The following is a 23,912-nucleotide window of genomic DNA, read 5'->3' as shown; positions in this document are numbered from 1 at the left end:
CGAGAACGTGTTCCGGGAGGGTTGCGTGGAGGTCACCGCTGACGTGGTCGTCATCGGCTTCGGTGCCGCCGGCGCGTGCGCCGCGGTCGAGGCCGCGGCGACCGGCGCGTCCGTGGTGGTCCTGGACCGGTTCCACGGTGGTGGTGCGACGGCGTTGTCCGGCGGGGTCGTCTACGCCGGTGGCGGCACGCGGCAGCAGGTCGAGGCCGGTGTCGCCGACACGCCGGAGGCGATGCACGCCTACCTCGGGCACGAGGTCCGCGACGCGGTGTCGGACGCGACGCTGCGCCGGTTCTGCCAGGACAGCGCGAAGATGCTGGCCTGGCTGGAGGACCAGGGCGTGCCGTTCGACGCGCGCGTGTGCCCGTTCAAGACCTCGTACCCGACCGACGACTACTACCTCTACCACTCGGGCAGCGAGACCGCGTGGCCCGACCCGGTCCCGCGCGGGCACCGGACCAGGGCGAAAGGCACGTCCGGGGATGTGTTCTTCGCCCGGCTGGCCGAGGCGACCCGGCGCGCGGGCGTGCGGGTCATGACCCAGACGCGGGCCGTCGAGCTCATCACGGCCGACCGGGTGACCGGGGTGCGCTGCCGGACGCTCACCGGGGCACCGAAAGCCCTGCACCGGACGTTGTCGAGGGCGGCAGCGAAGCCGTGGCTCTACCTGCCACCGCTCGGGCGCGCGCTGCACCGGGTGGCGGCGGCCGTGGAACGCCGCTTCGGCCGCTCGCTCACCGTGCACGCCCGGCGCGGCGTGGTCATCGCGGCCGGCGGGTTCATCGCGAACCGGGAGATGGTGCGCCGGCACGCCCCGGCACACCGCGGTGGCCTCCCGCTCGGCACACCCGGCGACGACGGCAGCGGCATCCGGCTCGGCACCGCCGCCGGTGGCACGACCGACCGGCTGGACAAGATCTCGGTGTGGCGGTTCGTCACGCCGCCCAGCGCGTTGCAGCGCGGGATCCTGGTCGACCTCGACGGGGAGCCGTTCGGTGACGCGACCCGGTACGGCGCGGCCATCGGCGACGAGATCGTCCGACGCGACGGCAAGGCGTGGCTGCTCATCGACGACGACACGCTCACCGTCGCGAAGGCCCAGGTCGGCACGCAAACGGCGGCGTTCCAGCGCTTCCAGGCCCGCTACCTGCTGTCGCGAGGGCTCGTCACCGCACCGACGCTGGAGGCCGTGGCCGCGAAGGCCGGCATCAGAGCGCCCCGGGTGGAGCCGTTCGGCCGGCCGCCCTACTCGTTGATCAACATCTCCGTGCGGTTCGACTCCTTCTGGCACGGCTTCGGCTACCCGTGCCCCATGCTCACCCTCGGCGGCCTGGTGGTGGACGAGGAAACCGGTGCGGTGCAGGGGGTTCAAGGCCTGTACGCGGCGGGGCGGTCGGCGGTCGGGGTGTGCTCGGAGTCCTACGTCAGCGGACTCGCGCTCGCCGACTGCGTCTTCTCCGGCCGCCGTGCCGGCCACCACGTCGCGAAGGAGGCCCGGTGCTGACGATGGAGAAGAGAGCGGCGGCCGCACGGTTGCTGCGCACCGCCGAACGCGACCGCGTGCCGATCAGGCCGCTGGCCGAGCTGTACCCGGACATCGACGTGGTCGACGCCTACGAGATCCAGCTGCTCAACGTGCGGCACCGCAACCGCGACGTCATCGGCCACAAGGTCGGCCTGTCGTCGTTGGCGATGCAGCAGATGATGGGCGTGGACGAGCCCGACTACGGCCACCTGCTCGACGACATGCAGCTGCACGGCACCGCGGACGCCTCCGCCTACCTCTACCCGCGGGTCGAGGTGGAGATCGCGTTCCTGCTCGGCCAGGACCTGCCCGGTGAGGGCTGCACCGTCGAGGACGTGCTGGCCGCCACCGAGTTCGTGGCACCCGCGATCGAGCTGATCGACAGCCGCATCGCCGACTGGCGGATCACGCTGCCGGACACCATCGCCGACAACGCGTCCTCCGCCGCGTTCGTCCTCGGCCCGGAACGGGTGCGGCCGTCCGATGTGGACGCCCGCGCCGTCGAGGCGTCGTTGAGCCGCAACGGTGAGGTCGTCGCGACCGGGCGTGGTGACGCCGTGCTGGGTGACCCGGCGATCGCGGTCGCGTGGCTCGCGCGGAAGGTGGCCACGTTCGGGGTGCGCCTGCTGGCGGGCGACATCGTGCTGCCCGGCTCCTGCACGAGGGCGTTCGACGCACGGCCGGGGGACGAGTTCCGCGCCGAGTTCACCGGACTCGGTTCTGTCGACCTGAAGTTCGAGTGAGGTGAACGGGTGAAGGCGGCCATCGTCGGGTCCGGCAACATCGGCACCGACCTGCTCTACAAGCTCCTGCGCTCGCCGGTGCTCGACCCGCGCTGGATGGTGGGCGTCGACCCGGCCAGCGAGGGCCTGCGCCGGGCGCGCGAGGCGGGTCTGGAGACCACGGTCGACGGCGTGGACTGGTTGCTGCGCCAGGACGAGCTGCCCGACGTCGTGTTCGAGGCGACGTCGGCGGCGGTGCACGAGGCCAACGCGCCCCGGTACGCCGAGGCGGGCATCCGCGCGGTCGACCTGACACCCGCGGCGATCGGGCCGTACGTGGTGCCGCCGGTGAACCTCGGCGAGCACCTCGACGCGCCGAACGTCAACCTGATCACGTGCGGCGGGCAGGCCACGATCCCGGTGGTGCACGCCGTGTCGCGCGTCGTCCCCGTCGAGTACGCCGAGATCGTCGCCAGCGTCGCGTCGGTGTCGGCGGGACCGGGCACGCGGGCGAACATCGACGAGTTCACCCGCACGACCAGCCGCGGCATCGAGGCCATCGGGGGAGCCGGTCGCGGCAAGGCGATCATCGTGCTGAACCCGGCCGACCCGCCGATGATCATGCGCGACACCATCTTCTGCGCGATCCCCGCGGACGCCGACCCGGACCCGATCACCGACTCGATCGCCCGCATGGAAACGGACATCCGCTCCTACGTGCCCGGCTTCCGGCTGCTGCGCGAGCCGCAGTACGACCAGGGCCGGGTGGCGATCTTCGTGGAGATCGCGGGCGCCGGCGACTTCCTGCCGGAGTACGCCGGGAACCTCGACATCATGACGGCCGCCGCGACCAAGGTGGGGGAGGAGATCGCCCGTGCAGCGTCCGGTTCTGCGACTGACCGACACGTCTCTGCGTGACGGCTCGCACCACAAGCGGCACCAGTTCACCGTGGACGACGTGCGCTCGATCGTCGGCGCGCTCGACGCCGCCGGGGTGCCGGTCATCGAGGTCACCCACGGCGACGGGCTGGGCGGGTCGTCGTTCACCTACGGCTTCAGCCACACCCCGGAGCAGGAGCTGGTCAAGACCGCGGTGGCCACGGCACAGCGGGCCAGGATCGCCGTGCTGATGCTGCCCGGTGTCGGGGTGAAGGACGACATCCGCGTCTCACGGGACAACGGCGCGTCGATCGTGCGGATCGCCACGCACTGCACCGAGGCCGACATCTCCGTGCAGCACTTCGGGCTCGCCCGTGAGCTCGGGCTGGAGACCGTGGGGTTCCTGATGATGGCGCACTCGCAGCCGCCGGAGGCGCTGGCGAGGCAGGCGCGGATCATGGCCGACGCCGGGTGCCAGTGCGTGTACGTGGTGGACTCGGCCGGTGCCCTGGTGCTGGAACAGGTGTCCGACCGGGTGGCCGCGCTGGTCGCCGAGCTGGGTGACGACGCGCAGGTCGGGTTCCACGGCCACGAGAACCTCGGGCTGAGCGTCGCGAACTCCGTCGCCGCGGCACGTGCGGGCGCCGTGCAGATCGACGGCAGCGTGCGCGGTTTCGGCGCGGGGGCGGGGAACACGCCGCTGGAGGCGTTCGTCGGCGTGTGCGACAAGCTCGGCTTCTCCACCGGCGTCGACTTCTTCAAGATCGTCGACGCGGCCGAGGACGTCGTGCGGCCGGTGATGCCGCAGGAGTGCCTGCTCGACCGGATGGCGCTGATGATGGGCTACGCGGGCGTCTACTCCAGCTTCCTCAAGCACGCCTACACGCAGGCCGAGCGCTACGGCGTGTCCGGCGCCGAGCTGCTCGTGCGAGCGGGCCGGCGCAAGCTCGTCGGCGGGCAGGAGGACCAGCTGATCGACATCGCACTGGAGCTGAGCAGGGAGAGGGTCCGATGAGCGAGGAAGTCCTCGGCAAGGTGCGGGAGCTGCTGCCGGTGCTGCGCGACCGCGCGGCGGAGGCGGAGGAGCTGCGCCGGGTGCCGCCGGAGTCGGTGAAGGCGTTGCAGGAGACCGGTTTCTTCCGGATGCTGCAGCCGGTGCGCTACGGCGGGTTGGAGACGCACCCGGTCGCGTTCTACACGGCGGTGAAGCTGATCGCGAGCGCGTGCGGGTCGACCGGCTGGGTCGCGTCGGTGCTGGGCGTGCACCCGTGGCACGTGGGGCTGTTCGACGTGCGGGCGCAGGACGAGGTGTTCGGCGAGGACCAGGACACCCGGATCTCCTCCTCCTACGCGCCGGTCGGCCGGGCGACACCGGTCGAGGGCGGGTTCCGGTTCACCGGCCGGTGGAGCTTCTCCTCCGGCTGCGACCACGCGACGTGGGTGCTGCTCGGCGGGCTCGTGATGAACGACGAGGGCAAGCCGGTCGACTTCCGCACGTTCCTGCTGCCGATCGCCGACTACCGCATCGACGACGTGTGGGACACGGTCGGCCTGCGCGGCACCGGCAGCAACGACATCGTGGTCGAGGACGCGTTCGTGCCGGAGCACCGGACGTTGAGCATGGCCCACACGGCCCGGTGCGTGTGCCCCGGCCAGGAGGTCAACCCCGGGCCGTTGTTCCGGATGCCGTACGGGTCGATCCACCCGTTCGCGATCACCGCGCCGATGATCGGCATGGCGGTCGGCGCCTACGACCTGCACGTCGGGGCCACCCGTGAGCGGGTGCGCGCGGCCTACCTGGGCGAGAGGTCGGTCGACGACCCGTTCGCGCAGGTGCGGATCGCCATGGCCGCCAACGACATCGACACCGCGTGGTGGCAGCTGGAGCACGACCTGAACGAGGAGTGGGAGCACGCGGCCGCCAAGACGAAGATCCCGGTCGAGCTGCGCCTGCGGGCCCGGCGCGACCAGGTGCTCGGCAGCGCGCGGGCGCTCACCGCGATCGACCGGCTCTTCGAGAGCGCCGGTGGCAAGGCGATCAACGCGAACCTGCCGCTGCCGCGGTTCTGGCGTGACGCGCACGCTGCGCGGGTGCACGCGGCCAACGACCCGGAGCGCTCGCTGGTGATGTACGGCAAGGGCGAGCTCGGCATCCCGGTCCGCGACGGCCTGTTCTGAAGGGGGAGCCATGGTCCGGTTGAACTACCACGAGGCCGGCGCCGGTCACGCCGAGACGCTGGTGCTGCTGCACGGCGGCGGGCCGGGCGCGTCGGCGCTGAGCAACTTCGGCCGCAACATCCCGGTGTTCGCGAAGTCGTTCCGGGTGCTGGCGGTGGACCAGCCGGGGTTCGGCGAGTCCGAGAAGCCCACCGAGCACGGCCAGTACTTCACCTACGCGGCCGAGGCCCTGCGTGACCTGCTCGACTCGCTGGGAGTGGAGAAGGCGCACGTGCTGGGCAACTCGCTCGGCGGTGGCACGGCGGTGCGGTTCGCGTTGGACAACCCGAAACGCGCCGGGCGGCTGGTGCTGATGGGGCCGGGCGGGTTGTCGCTGAACGTCTTCGCGCCCGATCCGACCGAGGGCGTGCGCAAGCTCAGCGCCTTCGCACGGGAACCGTCGCGGGAGAAGATCGAGGAGTTCCTGCGGATCATGGTGTTCGACCAGTCGCTGGTCACCGACGAGCTGGTCGACGAACGGTTCGCGGCGGCGTCGCGGCCGGAGTCGCTGGCGGCCATGGTCGCGCTGGGCCGGTCGTTCTCCGGACCGGACTTCGAGCAGGGGATGCTCTGGCGGGAGGCCTACCGGCTGCGTCAGCGGGTGCTGCTGGTGTGGGGCCGGGAGGACCGGGTGAACCCGCTCGACGGCGCGCTGGTGGCGTTGAAGCTGATCCAACGCGCGCAGCTGCACGTGTTCGGCGGGTGCGGGCACTGGGCGCAGCTGGAGAAGTTCGACGAGTTCAACCGGCTCGCCGTTGATTTTCTACTCGGCTGACTTCCTCACGGAGGACTGATGGGCATCCGATCGCTGGGCTACCTGCGGATCGAGGCCACCGACATCGGCCGGTGGCGTGAGTTCGGGCTGAAGGTGCTCGGGCTGGTGGAGGGCAAGGGGTCCACCGAGGGCGCGCTGTACTTCCGGATGGACGACTTCCCGGCGCGGCTGGTGATCGTGCCCGGCGAGTCGGACCGGCTGCTCGCCTCCGGCTGGGAGGTCGCGACCGAGGCCGAGCTGGACGAGGTCGCGAAGCGGCTGGCGTCCGCCGGTGTCGCGGTCGCCGAGGCGTCGGCGGAGGTGCTGGCCGAGCGGCGGGTGACGGGGCTGATCACGTTCGCCGACCCGTCCGGCAACACCCTGGAGGTGTTCCACGGCGCGGCGCTGGAGCACCGGCGGGTGGTGTCGCCGTACGGGCACCGGTTCGTGACCGAGGAGCAGGGTCTCGGGCACGTCGTGCTGTCCACCTCGGACGACGAGGCCGCGTTGCACTTCTACCGCGACGTGCTCGGGTTCCGGCTGCGCGACTCGATGCGGCTGCCCCCGCAGTTCGTCGGGCGGCCGGCCGACGGGCCACCGGCGTGGCTGCGGTTCTTCGGCTGCAACCCGCGCCACCACAGCCTCGCGTTCCTGCCGATGCCGACCCCGTCCGGCATCGTGCACCTGATGATCGAGGTCGAGAACACCGACGACGTGGGCCTGACGCTGGACCGGGCGCTGCGGCGCAAGGTGCCCATGTCGGCGACCCTGGGCAGGCACGTCAACGACCTGATGTTGTCGTTCTACCTGAAGACGCCCGGCGGGTTCGATGTCGAGTTCGGCTGCGAGGGACGGCAGGTGTCCGATGAGGACTGGATCGCACGCGAGAGCACGGCGGTGAGCCTGTGGGGACACGACTTCAGCGTGGGGCACCAGAAGTAACCGAGAAGGGTTCAACACGGTTCCGCTCGGTGCTGGGGCACTTCTGCACCGGCGTGACCGTGGTGACCGGCATGTCCGCGGCGGGGCCGGTGGGGTTCGCCTGCCAGTCGTTCGCGGCGTTGTCACTGGACCCGCCGCTCGTGCTGTTCTGTCCACAGCGGACCTCGGGCAGCTGGGCGGCGATGTCCTCGTCCGGCGCGTTCTGCGTGAACGTGCTCGCCGAGGACCAGCGGGAGCTGTCGGCGGTGTTCGGCCGGGCAGGGGCGGACAAGTTCGCCGGCGTCTCGTGGTCCCCGTCGGGCACCGGTGCCGCGGTGCTCGACGGGGCGCTCACGTGGGTCGACTGCCGGGTCACCGCGGTGCACGAGGCCGGCGACCACTTCGTCGTGATCGGTGCCGTCGACGCGCTCGGACCGGTGCGCGAGGCACGACCGTTGCTGTTCTACCGCGGCCGGTACGCCGCGCAGGCCGACCTCGACCCGCGCGGCCGGTCCGGCGAGGTGCTGGACACCCTGCTGACCTGGCAGCGCCAGTCAGAGTGGAGCTGACGCGGTGACCAGCCAGGTCGCGGTCGGGAAGCTGACCTCGCCGCCGTGCACGAACCCGTCGAACGCGTGGCGGACCCGGCCGACGAGCCGGTCGCGCTCGTCCTCCGGCGCCTGCCGCAGGGCGCGGCTGACCGGGCCCATGTTGCTCAGGTACGGGACCAGCGCCTCCTCCGGCAGCCGGGCGGTCCGGTCGATCGGCGTGACCTCGACGTCGGCCCAGCCGTCCAGGGCCGCGCGCACGTGGTCGGGATCGGCGAACCGGAACGGCCCCGGCCCGTCCGGGTCGCGTGCGGGCAGGTCGGGGATGAGTTCGGTGGCCACACGTTCGGCGGTCTGCATGAACGGGTTCTCCTCGGGCGCGCGCCACGTGACGAAGCACAGGTCGGCGCCCGGCTCGGCGGCCCGGCGGATGTTGGTGAACGCGGCCCGCGAGTCGGCGAAGAACATCACCCCGAACCGCGAGACGACCAGGTCGAACCGCTCCTCGAAGGTGTGCGTCTGCGCGTCGGCCAGCACGAACACCGCCCTGTCGTGCTCCCGTGCCGCGGCGATCATCGACTCGGCGATGTCGACCCCGACGCACTCGGCTCCGGTCGCGGCGGCGACGGCCCTGGTGACGCCGCCGGTCCCGCAGCCGACGTCGAGCACCCTCCTGCGCGGCTTCTCCGCCGCCTTGCGCACGAGCAGCTCCTCGAACGGCCGCATGACCTGGCCCACGATGTCCTGCACCCGCGCCCAGCCCTGCCCCGACGTGTTCCACAGTGCCGCCTGCTCGGCGTTGCCCTCTGTCATGCTCCTACCGTCCTACTTCAAGTCGGCTTGAGGTCAAGTGTCGTGGACGAGAACCCCATCGGCATCCCGATCGGCGAGGTGGTGCGCCGTTCCGGCGTGCCGGCGTCGACCCTGCGCTACTACGAGGAACGCGGCCTGATCACGTCCGTGGGCCGCCGAGGCCTCGCGCGGGTGTTCGCCCCGGCCGTGCTGAGCCAGCTCGCGTTGATCGCCATCTGCCGCAACGTCGGCTTCTCGCTGGACGAGATCACCCAGATGCTCTCGCGTGACGTCGCGAACCTGGACCGTTCGATGCTCGCGGCCAAGGCCGACGAGCTCGACGCGATGGTGCGGCGGATGACGGTGATGCGCGACCAGCTGCGGCACGCCGCCGTCTGCCCGGCCCCCAGCCACCTGGAGTGCCCTACGTTCCAGCGGATGCTGCGCGAAGCCGGCTCAGACGCGTGACGTGCTGCTGCGGGCTGCCGAACAGCTGCGCGCTGCCGTGCGCCCGCTTGAAGTACAGGTGCGCGTCGTGCTCCCAGGTGATCGCGATGCCGCCGTGCAGCTGGATCATCTCGGCGGCGACCCGCTGGAACGCCTCCGAGCAGTAGACCTTCGCCACCGCCGCCGAGACCTCGTCGGTGGCGGCCTCGGACGCCGACCTGGCGGTCTCCACGAGGGCGTGCAGGTCGGCCATCCGGTGCTTGAGCGCCTGGAACGACCCGATCGGCCGGCCGAACTGCACCCGGGTCTTGGTGTGCTCGACGGTGAGTTCGAGCGCTCGTTGCGCTGCTCCGACCTGTTCCGCGCTCAACGCCGCGCACGCGATGTCGCGGACGCGCGGGTCCCACGGGCCCAGCCGGGTGGCCTGGACACCGGTGAGGCGGACCTCGGCGAGGTGGCGGGTCAGGTCCATCGTGGGGGTGTGCTCGCGGGTGACGCCGGGGTGGTGCGGGTCGACCTCGTACAGGGACCCGCCGTGGACGACGAGCAGGACCTCGGCCAGGTCGCCGTCGAGCACGTACCGGATCACGCCGTCGCCGGAGGTGTCGTGCCCGGTGTCCGGCTGGTCCCACGGCCAGGCGAGCGCGGCGACCACCCCGTCGGCGATGCGCGGCAGCAACCTCGCGCACGCCTTGCCGTTGCCCGTGGCCAGCAGCGCCTGCGCCGCCAGCGTCGACGACAGCAGCGGTGCCGGGGTGAGCGTGCGCCCGAGCTCGGCCAGCACCACGTGCGTCTCCGCGAGCCCGGCGCCGAGCCCGCCGTACTCCTGCGGGATCGCGAGCCCCGCGACCCCGACCTCCCCGCACAGCTTCGCCCACAGCGCCGGGTCGTACCCGCCCGGTTCCTCGATGGCGGCCCGCACGTCGGAGTGCTTGGCCAGCAACGCGCGCACGGAGTCCCGCAACGCGAGCTGTTCCGGTGTCACAACGCCTCCAGCACACGCGTCCGGTGGAACGAAAGGCTGCCCCACGCACCCCGCAGGGCACGGGCCCGCGTGAGGAACCGGCTCAGCGCGTACTCGGCGGTGTAGCCGATCGCGCCGTGCACCTGCAACGCCGTCCGCGCCGCCCGCCACGCCGCCTCGGCGGTCGCGACCTTGGCGGCCGACACGTCCCGCGGCTTCATGGTGACGGCGGCGCCGAACACCAGCGGCCGGGCGAGCTCCAGGCCGATGAGGACGTTCGCGAGGTGGTGCTTGACCGCCTGGAACGAGCCGATCGGCCGGCCGAACTGGGCGCGCGCCTTGGCGTGGCCGGTGGCCAGGTCGAGCATCGCGCGGCCGAGGCCGAGCAGCTGCGCCGAACACGCGAGGACGCCGAGGTCGAACGCACGGGCCGCGTCGACGCCCGTGGCGATCACCGGGCCGCGGACCAGCTCGACCAGCGTCCGCGCCGGGTCGACGGACGGCAGCGTGGCGGCGGGCCGGGCCTCGCTCAGGGTGGTTCCCTCCACGAGGTAGTAGCGGTCCGCCTCGACGGCGTGGGGCACGTGCGGTGGGAACGCCACGGACGCGGTGCCCTGACCGGCCAGGTCCGCCCCGAGCAGCACCGGCAGCACCGCGTACCGCTCCACCAGCGGCCCGCCCACCGCGTGGTGTCCCAGCTCCTCGAACAGCACCACGAGGTCGACCGGGTCCGTGACCTCCTCGACCCCGAGCACCGCCAGGTCCCGCCGTCCCTCCGCCAGGAACGAGCACAGCACCGCCCCGAGGTCGGCCTGCTCGGCCGAGAGCGCGAACCTCATCGCGGCAGCCCCAGGATCCGCTCGGCGATCACGTTGCGCTGGATCTCGTTGGTCCCCGCGTAGATCGGGCCCGCCAGCGAGAACACCCACCCGTCCCGCCAGTCCGGCGCCACCTCGCCGAGCAGGTCCAGCGCCGTCTCGTGGATCGCGACGTCCAGCTCCGACCAGAACACCTTCGTCACGCTCACCTCCGGTCCCGACGGCGGCCGCTCCAACGCGCCGAACGTGTGCAGCCGGTAGGCCTGCGCCCCGATCCACGCGTCCACCACCCGGTCCCGCACCGCCGGATCGGGTCGTGCCCGGTACAGCTCCACCAGCCGGGCCGCGGCCGCGACGAACCGGCCGGGGCTGCGCAACGTCAGCCCGCGTTCGCTGCTCGCCGTGCTCATCGCGACCCGCCACCCGTCACCGGCCTCGCCCAGCACGTCCGCGTCCGGCACGAACACGTCGTCCAGGAAGACCTCGGCGAAACCCGGCTCGCCGCCGAGCTGGCGGATCGGCCGGACCGTCACACCGGGCGCCCGCAGCGAGAACATCAGGTACGTCAGCCCGCGGTGGCGTCCCTCCGGCCCGGTGCGGAACAGGCCGAACGCCCGGTCCGCGAACGCCGCCCGTGAGCTCCACGTCTTCTGCCCGCGCAGCAGCCAGCCGCCGTCACACCGGACCGCCGTGCTGCGCAACGAGGCCAGGTCGCTGCCGGACTCGGGCTCCGACCACGCCTGCGCCCACACCTCGTCGGCCCGCGCCATCGCCGGCAGGAGGCGTTTGCGCTGCTCGTCGGTGCCGAAGGCGAACAACGTCGGCGCCAGCAGGAAGATCCCGTTCTGCGACACCCGGCCCGGCGCGCCCGCGGCGTGGTACTCCTCCTCGAACACCAGCCACTGCAGCAGCGACGCCTCGCGCCCGCCGAACTCCGCGGGCCACGACACCACAGACAGCCGTTCCGCGGCCAGCTCCCGTTCCCACTCGCGGTGCTCCTCGAACCCGGCGGCGGTGTCCATTGAGGACAGCGGCCGGACGTGCGACCGCAGCCACGACCGGACGAACGCCTGGAACTCCAGCGTCCCGTCGTCCAGCGAGAGGTCCATCAGCCGGACGCCTCCTTCATCGCCCGCGCGTCCATGCCCGCCAGCGCGTCCGCGCCGACCTCGGCGTTGTGCGCGTGGGCGAAGTGGTGCAGCCCGAACACCGAGTCCATCCCGGCCCGCAGGCCCATCAGGTCCTCCGACTGGTTCACCGCCCGCTTCGCGAGCGCCAGCCCGAACTGCGGCATCGCCGAGATCCGCCCGGCCAGCCGGAAGGTCTCCTCCTCCAGCTCCGCACGCGGTACGACCCGCGACACCATGCCCCACTCGTACGCGCGCGCGGCCGAGAACCGGTCACCGGTGAACAGCACCTCCTTCGCCGCCCGCGGTCCCAGCACCCACGGGTGCGCGAAGTACTCGACACCGGGAATCCCCATGCGCACCACCGGATCGGCGAAGAACGCGTCCTCGGCGGCCACGACCAGGTCGCACACCCACGCGAGCATCAGCCCGCCCGCGACGCACGCGCCCTGCACCATCGCGATCATGGGCTTGGGGATCTCCCGCCAGCGCCGGCACATGCCGAGGTAGACCTCCATCTCGCGGGCGTACCGCAGGTCGCCGCCGGTCCGGCCGACGTGGTCCCACCACAGCACCGCGCGCCGTTCGAACGACTGGTCCACGTCCCGGCCGGGCGAGCCGATGTCGTGGCCGGCCGAGAAGTGGTCGCCGGCACCCGCCAGCACGATCACGGACACCTCCGCGTCGTCCACCGCGCGCGAGAACGCCTCGTCCAGCGCGTAGGTCATCGCCGAGTTCTGCGCGTTGCGGTACTCGGGGCGGTTCATGGTCACGACGGCGACCGGGCCGCGCCGCTCGTACGAGACAGTCACTTGTTCTCCTCGCGCAGCAGGTTCTTCAGGACCTTGCCGCCGGCGTTGCGGGGGAGTGCCGGGTGGAACTCGACCGCGCGCGGCATCTTGTAGTTCGCGAGCACCGAACGGCAGAACTCGACCACCGACGCCTCGGTCAGCTCGGCGCCGGGGGCGAGGACCACGTGCGCGACGCCGACCTCGCCGAGTCGCGCGTCCGGTCTGCCGACGACGGCGGACTCCGCGACGCCCGGCAGCCGGGCCAGCGCCTGCTCGACCTCGGCCGGGTAGACGTTGAAGCCGCCGCAGATGTACATGTCCTTGAGCCGGTCGGTGATCGAGAGGTAGCCGCGCTCGTCGACCCGGCCCACGTCCCCGGTGTGCAGCCACCCGTCGGCGTCGACCGCCGCGGCCGTGGCCTCCGGGTCGTCCAGGTAGCCGAGCATCACGTTGGGACCGCGCAACAACACCTCGTCCTGCTCACCCAGCCGCAGCTCGAACCCGGCCACCGGCGCCCCGCACGTGGTCGCCACCGTCCGCGGCGAGTCGGACGGACGGCACATCGTCGCCACCACCGCCTCGGTCAGCCCGTACGCGGTCAGCACCGTGCCGAACAGCTCCGCCTGCATCCGTTCGACCAGTGCCACCGGCACCACCGCCGCCCCGGTCACCGCGAGCCGCAACGACGACAGGTCGAACGACGGCCGTTCGGGGTGGGCGAGCAGCGACTGGAAGATCGTCGGCGCGCCGGGCAGGACCGTAATCCGCTCGCGTTCGACCAGCCGCATGGTCTCGGCGACGTCGAACACCGGCTGCGGCACGATCGTCGCTCCGGACAGCAGACAGGCCAGGATCCCCGCCTTGTACCCGAAGGTGTGGAAGAAGGGGTTGACGACCAGGTAGCGGTCCTGCGCCGACAACGACCCGCACTCCGCCCACGCGTGCGCGACCGCGAGCGACTGCCGGTGCGCGCTCATCGCGCCCTTGCTGCGCCCGGTCGTCCCCGACGTGAACATGACGTCGCAGACCTGGTCCGGCTCGACCGGAGGCAGCTCCACGTCCGCGCCCGCCCACTCGAAAGGCAGTCGCACCACCACCTCGGGCAGCGCCGCACCTTCCAGCTCCGCCAGCCGGTCCCGCCCGAGGAACGTCCCCTCGACGACGAACGCCCGTGCACGGCTCCGCGCCAGCACTTCCAGCGTCTCGGCGGCGGTGAACCGGGTGTTGATCGGCACGAGCGCGGCACCCGCGCACAACACGCCCAGCGCCGCCACGACCCAGCGATGGCTGTTCGGCGCGCACAACGCCACCCGGTCGCCCGGCCGCACGCCCATGGACACGAGCGAGCGCGCTGCGACGTCGACCGCCGAACGAAGCCCGGCGTAGGTGAGCCGGACCTCCCCGTCCACCAACGCTTCCGCGGCGCCGTGCACCGCCGCGGCCCGGTCGAGCACCGCTGAAACCGTGTGCCTGCTTGGATCGATGGCCACCGCGTCCTCCAACGGGCCTCCAAAGCAAGTGCTTGGTAGGTTAGAGTATGGCCCATGGAGCACTTCCGGCGCGAGGTGCGGGAATGGTTGTCCGCCAACCTCGTCGGCGAGTTCGCCGCACTGCGCGGCCTGGGCGGGCCCGGCCGTGAGCACGAGGCGTTCGAGGGGCGGTTGCGGTGGGACCGGCACCTGGCGGCCCACGGGTGGACCGCGCTCAGCTGGCCCGGCGGGCGCACGATCGACGAGCAGGTCGTGTTCCACGAGGAGTACGCCCGTGCCGATGCGCCGGCGCGGGTGAACGTCGTCGGCGAGGGCCTGCTCGGCCCGACGCTGTGCGCGTTCGGCACCCCCGAGCAGCAGCGGCGGTTCCTGCCCAAGATCCGCGCGGTCGACGAGCTGTGGTGCCAGGGCTACTCCGAACCCGGCGCCGGCTCCGACCTCGCGTCGGTCAGCACCAGGGCCGAGCTCGTGAACGGCCGGTGGGTGGTCACCGGCCAGAAGATCTGGACCTCGCTCGCCCACGTGGCCGACTGGTGCTTCGTGCTCGCCAGGACCGAACCGGGTTCGCAGCGCCACCACGGCCTGTCGTACCTGCTCGTGCCGATGGACCAGCCCGGTGTCGAGGTGCGCCCGATCCGGCAGCTGACCGGCACGTCGGAGTTCAACGAGGTGTTCTTCGACGGCGCGGTGACCGCCGAGGAGAACGTCGTCGGCAGGCCGGGGGAGGGCTGGAAGATCGCGATGGCCACCCTGGGCTTCGAACGCGGTGTCGCCATGCTCGGCCACCAGGTCGCGTTCCGGCGAGAGCTCGACCAGCTGATCGCACAGGCCCCCGACGACCCGATCCTCCAAGACCGGCTCACCAGGGCGTGGCTCGACCTGCACGTCATGCGCTCGCACACGCTGCGCACGCTGGGCGCCGAACCGGGCCCGGAGGCGTCGGTGCTGAAGCTGTTCTGGTCCGGCTGGCACAAGAGACTCGGAGAACTGGCGATGGACGTCCTCGGCCCGGCCTCGATGCTGGACGGCAACCCGCACCAGGCCACGTTCCTGTTCAGCCGCGCCGAGACGATCTACGGCGGGTCCGACGAGGTGCAGCGCGAGATCATCGCCCACCGGGTGCTGGGACTGCCGCGGTGAAGGGCCACGACCTGCTCGCGGGCAAGGTCGTCGTGGTGACCGCGGCGGCCGGCACCGGCATCGGCTCGGCCACCGCGCGGCGCTGCCTCGAAGAGGGCGCGACCGTGGTGGTCAGCGACTGGCACGAGCGCCGCCTCGGGGAGACCCGCGAGGCCCTCGGCGCCCACCACGCGATCCCGTGCGACGTCACGAACGAGGACCAGGTCCAGGCGCTGGTCGGCCAGACCGTCGAGCGGTTCGGCCGGATCGACGTGATGGTCAACAACGCGGGCCTCGGCGGCGAGCGGTCGGTGCTGGACCTGACCGACGACGAGTGGTCGCGGGTGCTGGACGTGACGCTGAACGGCACGTTCCGCTGCACCAGGGCCGCACTGCGCCAGATGGTCGCCCAGCGCGGCGGTGTCGTCGTCAACAACTCCAGCGTGGTCGGCTGGCGTGCCCAGAAGGGGCAAGCCCACTACGCAGCGGCGAAGGCCGGGGTGATGGCGCTGACCCGATGTGCGGCCATGGACGTGGCAGAGCACGGCATCCGGGTGAACGCGGTCGCTCCGAGCTTGGCCGCGCACCCGTTCTTGACCAAGGTCACCAGTGAGGAGTTGCTGACCGAGCTCGCCGGAAGGGAGGCGTTCGGGCGTGCCGCCGAGCCGTGGGAGGTCGCGAATGTGATCGTGTTCCTCGCCAGCGACTACTCGACCTACCTGACGGGCGAGGTCGTCTCGGTGAGCAGTCAGCACCCGTGATGGAGGAGAGTTCGATGAGTGGCCGGAGGGCGGAGCTGCTCGCGTTGGCGGCGCGGATGTTCGCCGAACGCGGGTACGGGCAGACGACGGTGCGCGACATCGCCGACGCGGCGGGCATCCTGTCCGGCAGCCTCTACCACCACTTCGACTCGAAGGAGTCGATGGTGGACGAGATCCTGCGGTCGTTCCTGGACGAGCTGTTCACGCGCTACCGCGAGATCGTCGACGCGGGCCTCGGGCCGAAGCAGACGTTGAAAGCGCTGGTCGTGGCGTCGTTCGAGGCGATCGACACCCGGCACGCCGAGGTGGCGATCTACCAGAACGAGACGAAGCACCTGGCCGGGCTGGAGCGGTTCTCCTACGTCGAGGAGCGCAGCGTGGAGTTCCGCAAGCTGTGGACGGTGCTGCTGGAGGACGGCATCCGGGCCGGGGTGTTCCGCGCCGACCTCGACGTCGACCTCGCCTACCGGTTCATCCGCGACACGGTGTGGGTGGCCGTGCGCTGGTACCGGCCCGACGGTGAGCTGTCCGCGCAGACCGTGGCCGACCAGTACCTGGCGATCTTGCTCGACGGAATTGCAACGGGGCGCCGGAGGGCGAAGACGTAGAAGGAGGGCCCTCGTGGCCGAGGCGTACATCATCGAGGCTGTGCGGACCCCGGCGGGACGGCGCGGCGGCGTGCTGAGCCACGTGCACCCGGCCGATCTCGGCGCGCACGTGATCACCGCGCTGCTCAACCGGGTCGACGTCGACCCGACCGACGTGGACGACGTGATCTTCGGCTGCGTCGACACCGTGGGGCCGCAGTCGGGCGACATCGCGCGCACGGCGTGGCTCGCCGCCGGGTTCCCCGAGCAGGTGCCGGGGGTGACGGTCGACCGGCAGTGCGGTTCGAGCCAGCAGGCTGTGCACTTCGCGGCGCAGGCGGTGATGAGCGGGACGGCCGACTTCGTGGTCGCCGGTGGCGTGCAGAACATGTCGCAGGTGCCGATCGGGTCGGCGATGTCGGTCAGCCCGCACGCCGGCTGCGAGGGCTGGGAGCACCGCTACGGCGACGAGGAGGTCAACCAGTTCCGGTCGGCCGACCTGATCGCCGTGCGGTGGGACCTCTCGCGCCGGGAGATGGAGGAGTTCGCGCTGCGCAGCCACCTGCGGGCGTTGACGGCGATCAAGGAGGGCCGGTTCGACCGGGAGATCGCACCGGTCGACGGGGTCGTGCACGACGAGTGCCCGCGGCCGGACACCAGCGTGGAGAAGATGGCGGCGCTGCGGCCGTTGCGGCCGGACGGGCGGACCACGGCGGCGCTGTCGAGCCAGATCTCCGACGGTGCCTCGGCGGTGCTGGTGGCGTCGGAACGGGCCGTGCGCGAACGCCGGCTGACCCCGCGGGCACGGGTGCACCACCTGTCCGCCCGCGGCTCCGACCCGATCTACATGCTGACCGCGCCGATCAGGGCGACCCGCCACGCACTGGACCGTGCCGGGATGGCGATCTCGGACATCGACCTGTTCGAGGTGAACGAGGCGTTCGCGTCGGTGCCGCTGGCGTGGGCGAAGGAGCTGCGCGTCGACCTCGCGAAGGTCAACGTCAACGGGGGAGCGCTCGCGCTCGGCCACCCGATCGGCGCGACCGGCACGAAGCTGTTCACGACGTTGCTGCACGAGCTGGAACGGTCCGGCGGCCGGTTCGGGCTGCAGACGATGTGCGAGGGCGGCGGTCAGGCGAACGTGACCATCATCGAACGACTCGGCTGAGCTCCGCGATGATCCGCTCGGCGTCCGCGACGACGCCGGAGATCAGGTCCTCGCACGTCGGCAGGTCGTCGAGCAGCCCGACGACCTGACCGGACGCGAGCACGCCGGCGCCGGTCCTGCCTTCCACGAGACCGGCGCGCAGCAGCATCGGCGTGTTCGCGGCCATGACCACCTGGGCCCAGGTCTGGTCCTTGCCGTGCTTCATCGCCAGGCCTTCGCGGATCATCGCGCGCCACGAGAGCCCGGTGTGGGCGCGGAACCTCGCCGCGTTCGCGAGCGCCCGCAGGAGGCCGCCGACGCGGCCGGAGCGTTCGAGGTGCTCGACCAGGTCGGTGCGCAGGACGCGGTGCGGCAGTCCGTCGACGCGGGTCGTGACGACCGTGCCGGTCAGGTCCCGGTGCAGGTAGGCCTGTTTGACCGCGTCCGGGACCGTGCTCTCCCTCGTGAGCAGGAACCGGGTGCCCATCGCGATGCCGGCCGCGCCGTACGCGAGCGCGGCGGCCAGGCCGCGGCCGTCGAAGAAGCCACCGGCCGCGACCACCGGGACGTCGACGGCGTCCAGCACGCTGGGCAGCAGCAACGTCGTGGCGACACCACCGGTGTGCCCGCCGCCCTCCCCGCCCTGCACGATCACGGCGTGGGCACCCCACTTCGCGACCTTCTCGGCGTGCCGCGCCGCGCCGACCGACGGGATGACCACGACACCGGCGTCGGCGAGCTTGGCGATCATGTCCGGTTTCGGGGCGAGCGCGAAGGAGGCGACCCCGACCCGTTCGCGGATCAGCAGCTCTACGCGTTCTTGAGCGTCGTGCGCGTCGGCACGCAGGTTGACGCCGAACGGTTGTGCGGTGCGGGCGCGGGTTTCCTTGATGGCGGCTTCGAGTTCGTTGTACGTCATGGTGGCGGAGGCGAGGATGCCGAGCCCGCCCGCCTCGGCCGTCGCGGAGACCAGCCGCGGCCCGGCGACCCAGCCCATCCCGGTCTGCACGACCGGGTGCCGCACGCCGACCAGCTCGGTCAGCGCGGTCTTCACCGAACCTCCCTCTCCCGCTTGGCATCCGGGTCGAGCCTGGTGCGGATCAGCTCCAGTTCCCCGTCGGTCGGCAGCCGGGTCTCGGTGACGTCGTCGGCCGCGAGCGGAAACGACGTCTGCCGCCGCACCTCGTCCACGGACACGCCGGGATGCACGGAGACCAGCCGCATCGAGTGGTCCGGCGTCGCGAAGTCGAGCACGGCGAGGTTCGTGACCACCCGGTGGACGTCGTGGAACGGCCCGGCGGCGTGGTCGTAGCCGACGCCGGACACCACGTCGACCCGCTCGACGAACACCCGCGGACCGTGCCGGGGCACCCAGTAGCTGGTGCGGTGGTTGACCGTGTTGCCGGGCGCGCCGCGGAACCCCAGCAGCTGCCGGGTCGGCCGGGCGTGGTCGCCGATCGCGGAGATGTTCTGGTTGCCGAACCGGTCGACCTGGTTGGCGCCCATCACGACGTGCCTGCGGCCGTGCGCGACGACGTCGAACACCCTCCGGTACGGCAGCCAGCCCTCCACAGTGGACTCCGGCGTGAGCAGGAACGCCTCGCCGTCACTGATCAGCAGGTCGGGTTCGCCGGTGAGCCGGGCGAGGCGGGCACCCAGCGAGGGGATCAGGCCCATCGGGCTGGCGAGCGTCTCACCGGCACCGGCGAACAGGTCGGCGCAGGCCGCGACGCAGACCTCGGCACGCGTGACGTCGCTCATCCCAGGAACCTCTCGTAGAAGCCCGGCCACCGCTCCGGATCGCCCGCCGCGGTGGCGTACTCGCGTTGCAGCTGCTCATCGCGGCCGTAGTCGGGAACGCAGCTCGTGAACCCCGCGCCACCCGGTGCCTCCACGACGCCGTCGACCATCATCCGGTTGAGCAGCAACGTCTGCGGCGCCCCCTCGAACCGGTCGACCACCTGCTCGCACGACACGTAGCGCCGCTGCGCCGCCAGGCAGAACAGGTCGTCGAAGTACGGGTCCGGCCCGAGGTACTGGGCGTTGCCGTGCCGGTCCGCGCGGTTGAGGTGCACGAGCGCCACGTCGAGCTTGAGCGCGGGCATCGCCACGAGCTCCTCGCCGTCGTCGTAGGGCGACCGGACCGTGCGGATCCCGGGCGCGTACGTCAGCACGTCCGAACCGAGGCCGGCGCGGATCGGCAGGAACGGCAACCGGTGCGCCGCGGCCCTGAGCCCGGCCTGCACCATGCCCTCGTCCAGCTCCAGCACGTCGATCGCACCGGTCTCGCGGACCCGTTGGAACCACGGGTCGTAGGCGATGGTGTCGAGCGAGACGAACCCGAAGACCAGCTTCCTGATCTTCCCCGCCGCGCACAGCAGTCCCACGTCCGGACCGCCGTAGGAGACGACGGTCAAGTCCGTGACGTTGCTGCGCAGCAACGCCTTGACCAGGGCCATCGGTTTGCGCCGCGACCCCCAGCCGCCGATGCCGACGGTCATCCCGTCCTCGATCCGGCCGACGACCTCGTCAGCCGTCATTCGCTTGTCGCGCATGGTGTCCGTCCAGGAAGGCCTGCCGGGCGCGGTCGGACGCGCCGGTGAGGTTCAGCTCGAAGGTGAATCCCTGCTCGAAGCGGTAGCTCGTGTGCACCCGCTGCGGGTCGATGCCGTTGATCGCCTCCTTGGCCCTGCGGATCACCAGCGGGTCCTTCTTCGCGATCTCGTGCGCGAGCTCCCGTGCCGCGTCGTCCAGTTCCGCGTGCGGGACCACGCGGTAGACGCTCCCGTGGTGGTGCAGCTGCGCTGCGGTGACGTTCGAGGCGGTGTAGTAGAGCGCGCGCATCAGGTGCTGGGGCACCAGCCGGGCCAGGTGGGTCGCGGCGCCCAGCGCGCCCCGGTCGACCTCGGGCAGGCCGAAGTAGGCGTCGTCGGAGGCGATGACCACGTCCGCGTTGCCCACCAGTCCGACCCCGCCGCCGAGGCAGAACCCGTGCACGGCCGCGACGACCGGCACCGCGCAGTCGTACACCGCGCCGAACGCCCTGGCGCAGCCCCGGTTCGCCGCGACCAGTGCCTCGTACCCCGGCGCCCGCTGCATCTCCTTCAGGTCGACGCCCGCGCAGAACCCGCGGTTCTCCGCGCGCAGCACCACGACCCGCGCGTCCTGGTCGTCGCCCGCGCGCGTGATCGTGTCGGCCAGCTCGAACCAGCCGCGCGCGGGCAGCGCGTTGACCGGGGGGAAGTCGATGGTCACCTCGACAACGCCGTTTTCGGTGTGGCTGCTGGAGATCCCCATCGCACCGCCTTCCAAACCAAGCGATTGCTTGGTAACTTAGCAGCGCCGGAGCGACCGGGGTAGGTGTGCGGTGGAACTCGACCTCGACGGATCCGTCGTCCTGGTGACGGGCGGGGTGCGCGGTGTCGGCGCGGGCATCACCCGCGCGTTCCTGCGGGCCGGAGCGGTGGTGGTGACGTGCGCCCGGCGTCCGGCGGACGTGCCGGGGGCGTCGTTCCTGCCGTGCGACGTGCGGGATGCCGAGCAGGTCTCGTCGCTGGTCGCCACGATCGTCGCGCGCCACGGCCGGCTGGACGTGGTCGTGAACAACGCGGGCGGCGCGCCGTTCGCGTTGGCCGACCAGGCATCGCCGCGCTTCCACCGCAAGGTCGTCGAGCTGAACCTGCTGGCACCGCTGCAGGTGTCGCAGGCCGCGTTCGCCGTGATGCGCGACCAGCCGGGTGGCGGCTCGATCGTGATGGTCAGCAGCATCAGCGGCCGCCGCCCCTCACCGGGCACCGCCGCGTACGGCGCCGCCAAGGCCGGCCTGGAGAACCTGACCGCGTCACTGGCCGTCGAGTGGGCCCCCAGGGTCCGCGTCAACGCGCTGGCCGTCGGTCTCGTGCGCACCGAACAGTCCCACCTGCACTACGGCGACGAAGCCGGTGTCGAAGCCGTCGCGCGCACCGTGCCGCTGGGCCGCCTCGCGTCACCGGACGAAGTCGGCGCGTGCGCGGTGTTCCTCGCCTCGCCACTGGCTTCCTACGTCACCGGCGCGACCCTGCCCGTGCACGGCGGGGGAGAGGTGCCCGCCTTCCTGGCCGCCGCTCAGAACAACGGGGGTACGTCATGACCTTGTGCGAGGACCGGGTCGTCATCGTCACCGGAGCGGGCCGCGGCCTCGGCCGGGCCCACGCACTGGCGTTCGCCGAGGCGGGCGCACGGGTCGTGGTGAACGACCTGTCCGCGATCGTCGCAGGCGAGGTGGCCGCGCTGATCGGCCCGCGTGCCGTGGTGAACACCGACGACGTGGGCACCTGGGCCGGCGCCGCCCGGTTGATCGACACGGCGGTGGCGGCGTTCGGCGGCCTCGACGTGCTCGTCAACAACGCCGGCATCGTGCGCGACCGGATGATCGTGAACTGCGCCGAGGACGAGTGGGACGAGGTCGTCCGCGTGCACCTCAAGGGCCACTTCGCACCCCTGCACCACGCCGCCGCGTACTGGCGCGGTGTGGCCAAAGCAGGCGGCGCGGTCCAGGCACGGGTGATCAACACGTCGTCGGGTGCGGGCCTGTTCGGCAGCGTCGGGCAGGCGAACTACTCGGCGGCCAAGGCGGGCATCGCGGCGCTGACCCTGGTGGCGGCGGCGGAACTGGGCCGCTACGGCGTGACGGTGAACTCGATCGCGCCCTCGGCCCGCACCCGGATGACCGAGCACGTCTTCGACGCGATGGCCGCCCCGGAGCACGGTTTCGACGCGATGGCACCCGAGAACGTGTCACCGCTGGTCGTGTGGCTGGGCAGCGCGGGGTCCGGTGCCGTCACCGGGAAGATGTTCGAGGTCGACGGGGGCCGGATCTGCCTGGCCGACGGGTGGCAGCGCGGCCGTGAGGTCGACAAGGGGGCGCGGTGGACGCCGGACGAGCTCGGTCCGGTGGTCCACGAGCTGGTCGCCGGCCACCGGCCCGTTCCGGTGTACGGCGCCTCAGAGGGGTGAAGCCCTACCGCTCCGGCAGTCCCTGCGTGACCATGCGGTGAACGGGACGCCGGACACCTCGCACAGGAGCCAGTCCGGTGGCCCGCGAGCTCGCCGACCACCGGACAGGCCGCTAGCTGTAGTGGACCTGGAACTCCTTGATGCCGTTCAACCACCCCGACCGCAACCGGCGCGGTGCCCCGGCCTCCCGGATGTCCGGCATGTGGTCCGCGATCGCGTTGAAGATCAGGTCGATCTCCAGCCGCGCCAGGTTCGCCCCGATGCAGAAGTGCGCCCCGCTGCCGCCGAACCCGAGGTGCGGGTTGGGGTCGCGGGTGATGTCGAACCGCTGCGGCTCCTCGAACACGTCCTCGTCGAAGTTCGCGGAGGAGTAGAACAGCCCGACCCGCTGGCCCTTCTTGATCTCCACCCCGCCCAGTGACGTGTCCTGCGTCGCGGTGCGCTGGAAGGCGACCACCGGTGTGGCGTACCGGACGATCTCGTCGGCCGCGGTGGCCGGGCGTTCGGCCTTGAAGAGCTCCCACTGGTCGGGGTGGTCGAAGAACGCCTTCATGCCGTGCGTGATGGCGTTGCGGGTGGTCTCGTTGCCGGCGACGGCCAGCAGCAGCACGAAGAAGCCGAACTCCTCGGACTTGAGGCCGGCACCGTCCACATCGGCCTGGACGAGCTTGGTGACGATGTCGTCGCGCGGGCAGCCCCTGCGGTCCTCGGCCATGGTCCAGGAGTAGCCCAGCAGCTCGGTCGCGGCGGTCAGCGGGTCGTCGTCGATCTCCGGGTCGTCGTAGGAGATCATCTGGTTCGACCAGTCGAAGATCTTGCGGCGGTCCTCCTGCGGGATGCCGATGAGCTCCGCGATCGCCTGCAACGGCAGCTCGCACGCGACGTCGGTGACGAAGTTGCCGCTGCCCCTCTCCTTGGCCCCGGTCACGATCTGCTCGGCCCTCGCGCTCAGGGCCGCGCGCAGGCTGTTGATCGCCCTGGGCGTGAAGCCGCGGGAGATGATGCCGCGCTGCTTGGTGTGCACCGGCGGGTCCATGTTGAGCAGCAGCAACCGCTGCATCTCTATCCGGTCGCGCGGCAGGTCGTCGGCGAACCGGATGATCGCGGTGTTCTCCCAGCTGGAGAAGAGCTCGCTGTTGCGCGACACCTCCTTGACGTCGGCGTGCTTCGACACCACCCAGAACCCGTCGTCGGCGAAACCGCCCTGGCCGTGCGGGTGCGCGTTCCACCAGATCGGCGCGGTCCGCCTGAGCTCGGCGAACTCCTCGAACGGCAGGCGGTTCGCGTACATGTCGGGGTCGGTGAAGT

25 protein-coding genes and 1 pseudogene are annotated in these 23,912 nt (G+C 71.7%); 15 read left to right on the top strand and 11 right to left on the bottom strand.

Features of this window, described 5'->3' with window-relative positions:
- Positions 1–25: 25 nt before the first annotated feature.
- From ADL03_RS08715 to hsaB, 8 genes and pseudogenes are all read left to right on the top strand, one after another.
- Positions 26–1,504, top strand: a complete 1,479-nt coding sequence (locus ADL03_RS08715; protein ID WP_053732844.1) for an FAD-binding protein — start codon at positions 26–28, stop codon at positions 1,502–1,504.
- Positions 1,498–2,268 carry a 2-keto-4-pentenoate hydratase gene (locus ADL03_RS48270; RefSeq protein ID WP_369808953.1) on the top strand — a complete coding sequence of 257 codons (771 nt, stop codon included), beginning with the start codon at positions 1,498–1,500 and terminating at the stop codon, positions 2,266–2,268. Before ADL03_RS08715 ends, ADL03_RS48270 begins: the two co-directional genes overlap by 7 nt.
- 9 nt (positions 2,269–2,277) lie before the next feature.
- The gene (locus tag ADL03_RS48265) at positions 2,278–3,165 is read left to right on the top strand and encodes an acetaldehyde dehydrogenase (acetylating) (RefSeq protein ID WP_053732843.1); all 888 of its coding nucleotides are present in this window, start codon (positions 2,278–2,280) and stop codon (positions 3,163–3,165) included.
- Entirely contained in the window at positions 3,122–4,141 is a 1,020-nt protein-coding gene (gene dmpG / locus ADL03_RS08700) for a 4-hydroxy-2-oxovalerate aldolase (RefSeq protein ID WP_053732842.1), read from the top strand. Before ADL03_RS48265 ends, dmpG begins: the two co-directional genes overlap by 44 nt.
- The gene (gene hsaA / locus ADL03_RS08695; protein ID WP_053732841.1) at positions 4,138–5,304 is read left to right on the top strand and encodes a 3-hydroxy-9,10-secoandrosta-1,3,5(10)-triene-9,17-dione monooxygenase oxygenase subunit; all 1,167 of its coding nucleotides are present in this window, start codon (positions 4,138–4,140) and stop codon (positions 5,302–5,304) included. Before dmpG ends, hsaA begins: the two co-directional genes overlap by 4 nt.
- Positions 5,305–5,317: 13 nt before the next feature.
- A pseudogene (gene hsaD / locus ADL03_RS08690) lies at positions 5,318–6,118 on the top strand (4,5:9,10-diseco-3-hydroxy-5,9,17-trioxoandrosta-1(10),2-diene-4-oate hydrolase); the annotation flags it as partial.
- Positions 6,119–6,136: 18 nt separating this feature from the next.
- On the top strand, positions 6,137–7,039 hold the full coding sequence (gene hsaC / locus ADL03_RS08685; protein ID WP_053732839.1) for an iron-dependent extradiol dioxygenase HsaC: 903 nt from the start codon (positions 6,137–6,139) through the stop codon (positions 7,037–7,039).
- Positions 7,040–7,068: 29 nt separating this feature from the next.
- A complete protein-coding gene (hsaB, locus tag ADL03_RS08680) occupies positions 7,069–7,587 on the top strand; it encodes a 3-hydroxy-9,10-secoandrosta-1,3,5(10)-triene-9,17-dione monooxygenase reductase subunit (protein WP_082372985.1) in 519 nt (172 codons plus the stop codon).
- Here hsaB and ADL03_RS08675 read toward each other — a convergent pair.
- Positions 7,573–8,379: a class I SAM-dependent methyltransferase gene (locus tag ADL03_RS08675; protein WP_053732837.1), complete on the bottom strand. Its 807-nt coding sequence runs from the start codon at positions 8,377–8,379 to the stop codon at positions 7,573–7,575. The genes hsaB and ADL03_RS08675 overlap by 15 nt on opposite strands.
- Before the next feature lie 42 nt (positions 8,380–8,421).
- Here ADL03_RS08675 and ADL03_RS08670 point away from each other — a divergent pair, with 42 nt between their 5' ends.
- Positions 8,422–8,826, top strand: a complete 405-nt coding sequence (locus ADL03_RS08670; RefSeq protein ID WP_231641662.1) for a helix-turn-helix domain-containing protein — start codon at positions 8,422–8,424, stop codon at positions 8,824–8,826.
- Here the strand turns inward: ADL03_RS08670 and ADL03_RS08665 are convergent.
- Genes ADL03_RS08665 through ADL03_RS08645 form a run of 5 tightly spaced genes read right to left on the bottom strand, consistent with a single transcriptional unit; the run spans position 8,783 to position 13,989 of the window.
- The gene (locus tag ADL03_RS08665; RefSeq protein WP_053732836.1) at positions 8,783–9,790 is read right to left on the bottom strand and encodes an acyl-CoA dehydrogenase family protein; all 1,008 of its coding nucleotides are present in this window, start codon (positions 9,788–9,790) and stop codon (positions 8,783–8,785) included. The two genes, ADL03_RS08670 and ADL03_RS08665, sit on opposite strands and share 44 nt — an antisense overlap.
- Positions 9,787–10,608: an acyl-CoA dehydrogenase family protein gene (locus ADL03_RS08660; RefSeq protein WP_053732835.1), complete on the bottom strand. Its 822-nt coding sequence runs from the start codon at positions 10,606–10,608 to the stop codon at positions 9,787–9,789. Before ADL03_RS08660 ends, ADL03_RS08665 begins: the two co-directional genes overlap by 4 nt.
- Positions 10,605–11,696 (bottom strand): acyl-CoA dehydrogenase family protein, encoded by a 1,092-nt coding sequence (locus tag ADL03_RS08655; protein ID WP_053732834.1) that lies wholly within the window; start codon positions 11,694–11,696, stop codon positions 10,605–10,607. The genes ADL03_RS08660 and ADL03_RS08655 overlap by 4 nt, the downstream gene beginning before the upstream one ends.
- The gene (locus ADL03_RS08650) at positions 11,696–12,481 is read right to left on the bottom strand and encodes an enoyl-CoA hydratase (RefSeq protein WP_231641678.1); all 786 of its coding nucleotides are present in this window, start codon (positions 12,479–12,481) and stop codon (positions 11,696–11,698) included. The genes ADL03_RS08655 and ADL03_RS08650 overlap by 1 nt, the downstream gene beginning before the upstream one ends.
- 41 nt (positions 12,482–12,522) lie before the next feature.
- Complete coding sequence (locus ADL03_RS08645; protein ID WP_053732881.1) at positions 12,523–13,989, bottom strand: FadD3 family acyl-CoA ligase; 1,467 nt, start codon at positions 13,987–13,989, stop codon at positions 12,523–12,525.
- Positions 13,990–14,049: 60 nt separating this feature from the next.
- Here ADL03_RS08645 and ADL03_RS08640 point away from each other — a divergent pair, with 60 nt between their 5' ends.
- The 4 genes from ADL03_RS08640 to ADL03_RS08625 are packed head-to-tail and all read left to right on the top strand — an operon-like array spanning position 14,050 to position 17,630.
- Positions 14,050–15,135: an acyl-CoA dehydrogenase family protein gene (locus ADL03_RS08640; RefSeq protein ID WP_053732832.1), complete on the top strand. Its 1,086-nt coding sequence runs from the start codon at positions 14,050–14,052 to the stop codon at positions 15,133–15,135.
- Positions 15,132–15,875, top strand: coding sequence for an SDR family oxidoreductase (locus tag ADL03_RS08635; RefSeq protein ID WP_053732831.1), 744 nt, complete (start codon positions 15,132–15,134; stop codon positions 15,873–15,875). The genes ADL03_RS08640 and ADL03_RS08635 overlap by 4 nt, the downstream gene beginning before the upstream one ends.
- A 14-nt stretch (positions 15,876–15,889) precedes the next feature.
- Positions 15,890–16,483, top strand: a complete 594-nt coding sequence (locus ADL03_RS08630; RefSeq protein ID WP_369808952.1) for a TetR/AcrR family transcriptional regulator — start codon at positions 15,890–15,892, stop codon at positions 16,481–16,483.
- A 13-nt stretch (positions 16,484–16,496) separates the two neighbouring features.
- Complete coding sequence (locus ADL03_RS08625; protein ID WP_053732829.1) at positions 16,497–17,630, top strand: acetyl-CoA C-acetyltransferase; 1,134 nt, start codon at positions 16,497–16,499, stop codon at positions 17,628–17,630.
- On the opposite strand, the gene ADL03_RS08620 is transcribed toward ADL03_RS08625, so the two are convergent.
- Genes ADL03_RS08620 through ADL03_RS08605 form a run of 4 tightly spaced genes read right to left on the bottom strand, consistent with a single transcriptional unit; the run spans position 17,611 to position 20,906 of the window.
- Positions 17,611–18,663, bottom strand: a complete 1,053-nt coding sequence (locus tag ADL03_RS08620; RefSeq protein ID WP_053732828.1) for a nitronate monooxygenase family protein — start codon at positions 18,661–18,663, stop codon at positions 17,611–17,613. The genes ADL03_RS08625 and ADL03_RS08620 overlap by 20 nt on opposite strands.
- Positions 18,660–19,370, bottom strand: a complete 711-nt coding sequence (locus tag ADL03_RS08615) for a CoA-transferase subunit beta (protein ID WP_053732827.1) — start codon at positions 19,368–19,370, stop codon at positions 18,660–18,662. The genes ADL03_RS08620 and ADL03_RS08615 overlap by 4 nt, the downstream gene beginning before the upstream one ends.
- Complete coding sequence (locus ADL03_RS08610) at positions 19,367–20,164, bottom strand: CoA transferase subunit A (RefSeq protein ID WP_053732826.1); 798 nt, start codon at positions 20,162–20,164, stop codon at positions 19,367–19,369. The genes ADL03_RS08615 and ADL03_RS08610 overlap by 4 nt, the downstream gene beginning before the upstream one ends.
- A complete protein-coding gene (locus ADL03_RS08605) occupies positions 20,139–20,906 on the bottom strand; it encodes an enoyl-CoA hydratase family protein (RefSeq protein ID WP_053732880.1) in 768 nt (255 codons plus the stop codon). Before ADL03_RS08605 ends, ADL03_RS08610 begins: the two co-directional genes overlap by 26 nt.
- A gap of 70 nt (positions 20,907–20,976) precedes the next feature.
- Here ADL03_RS08605 and ADL03_RS08600 point away from each other — a divergent pair, with 70 nt between their 5' ends.
- Both ADL03_RS08600 and ADL03_RS08595 read left to right on the top strand, forming a co-directional pair.
- Entirely contained in the window at positions 20,977–21,738 is a 762-nt protein-coding gene (locus ADL03_RS08600) for an SDR family oxidoreductase (protein ID WP_053732825.1), read from the top strand.
- On the top strand, positions 21,735–22,604 hold the full coding sequence (locus ADL03_RS08595) for an SDR family oxidoreductase (protein ID WP_053732824.1): 870 nt from the start codon (positions 21,735–21,737) through the stop codon (positions 22,602–22,604). The genes ADL03_RS08600 and ADL03_RS08595 overlap by 4 nt, the downstream gene beginning before the upstream one ends.
- 112 nt (positions 22,605–22,716) lie before the next feature.
- On the opposite strand, the gene ADL03_RS08590 is transcribed toward ADL03_RS08595, so the two are convergent.
- Positions 22,717–23,895 (bottom strand): cytochrome P450, encoded by a 1,179-nt coding sequence (locus ADL03_RS08590; protein WP_053732879.1) that lies wholly within the window; start codon positions 23,893–23,895, stop codon positions 22,717–22,719.
- Between the last annotated feature and the right edge of the window lie 17 nt (positions 23,896–23,912).

Source organism: Nocardia sp. NRRL S-836, assembly GCF_001279525.1.
Taxonomy (GTDB): Bacteria; Actinomycetota; Actinomycetes; order Mycobacteriales; family Pseudonocardiaceae; genus Lentzea.
The sequence above is the reverse complement of the archived record's forward strand: the minus strand, read 5'-3'. Positions and strand labels throughout refer to the sequence as shown.

What these genes read in the sequence shown, in the direction of transcription:
- hsaA (WP_053732841.1), top strand. Translation starts at nt 4,138, where the DNA reads ATGAGCGAGGAAGTCCTCGGCAAGGTGCGGGAGCTGCTGCCGGTGCTG.
- hsaC (WP_053732839.1), top strand. Translation starts at nt 6,137, where the DNA reads ATGGGCATCCGATCGCTGGGCTACCTGCGGATCGAGGCCACCGACATC.
- ADL03_RS08675 (WP_053732837.1), bottom strand. Translation starts at nt 8,379, where the DNA reads ATGACAGAGGGCAACGCCGAGCAGGCGGCACTGTGGAACACGTCGGGG.
- ADL03_RS08660 (WP_053732835.1), bottom strand. Translation starts at nt 10,608, where the DNA reads ATGAGGTTCGCGCTCTCGGCCGAGCAGGCCGACCTCGGGGCGGTGCTG.
- ADL03_RS08655 (WP_053732834.1), bottom strand. Translation starts at nt 11,696, where the DNA reads ATGGACCTCTCGCTGGACGACGGGACGCTGGAGTTCCAGGCGTTCGTC.
- ADL03_RS08650 (WP_231641678.1), bottom strand. Translation starts at nt 12,481, where the DNA reads ATGAACCGCCCCGAGTACCGCAACGCGCAGAACTCGGCGATGACCTAC.
- ADL03_RS08640 (WP_053732832.1), top strand. Translation starts at nt 14,050, where the DNA reads ATGGAGCACTTCCGGCGCGAGGTGCGGGAATGGTTGTCCGCCAACCTC.
- ADL03_RS08630 (WP_369808952.1), top strand. Translation starts at nt 15,890, where the DNA reads ATGAGTGGCCGGAGGGCGGAGCTGCTCGCGTTGGCGGCGCGGATGTTC.
- ADL03_RS08615 (WP_053732827.1), bottom strand. Translation starts at nt 19,370, where the DNA reads ATGAGCGACGTCACGCGTGCCGAGGTCTGCGTCGCGGCCTGCGCCGAC.
- ADL03_RS08610 (WP_053732826.1), bottom strand. Translation starts at nt 20,164, where the DNA reads ATGCGCGACAAGCGAATGACGGCTGACGAGGTCGTCGGCCGGATCGAG.
- ADL03_RS08605 (WP_053732880.1), bottom strand. Translation starts at nt 20,906, where the DNA reads ATGGGGATCTCCAGCAGCCACACCGAAAACGGCGTTGTCGAGGTGACC.
- ADL03_RS08595 (WP_053732824.1), top strand. Translation starts at nt 21,735, where the DNA reads ATGACCTTGTGCGAGGACCGGGTCGTCATCGTCACCGGAGCGGGCCGC.
- ADL03_RS08590 (WP_053732879.1), bottom strand. Translation starts at nt 23,895, where the DNA reads ATGTACGCGAACCGCCTGCCGTTCGAGGAGTTCGCCGAGCTCAGGCGG.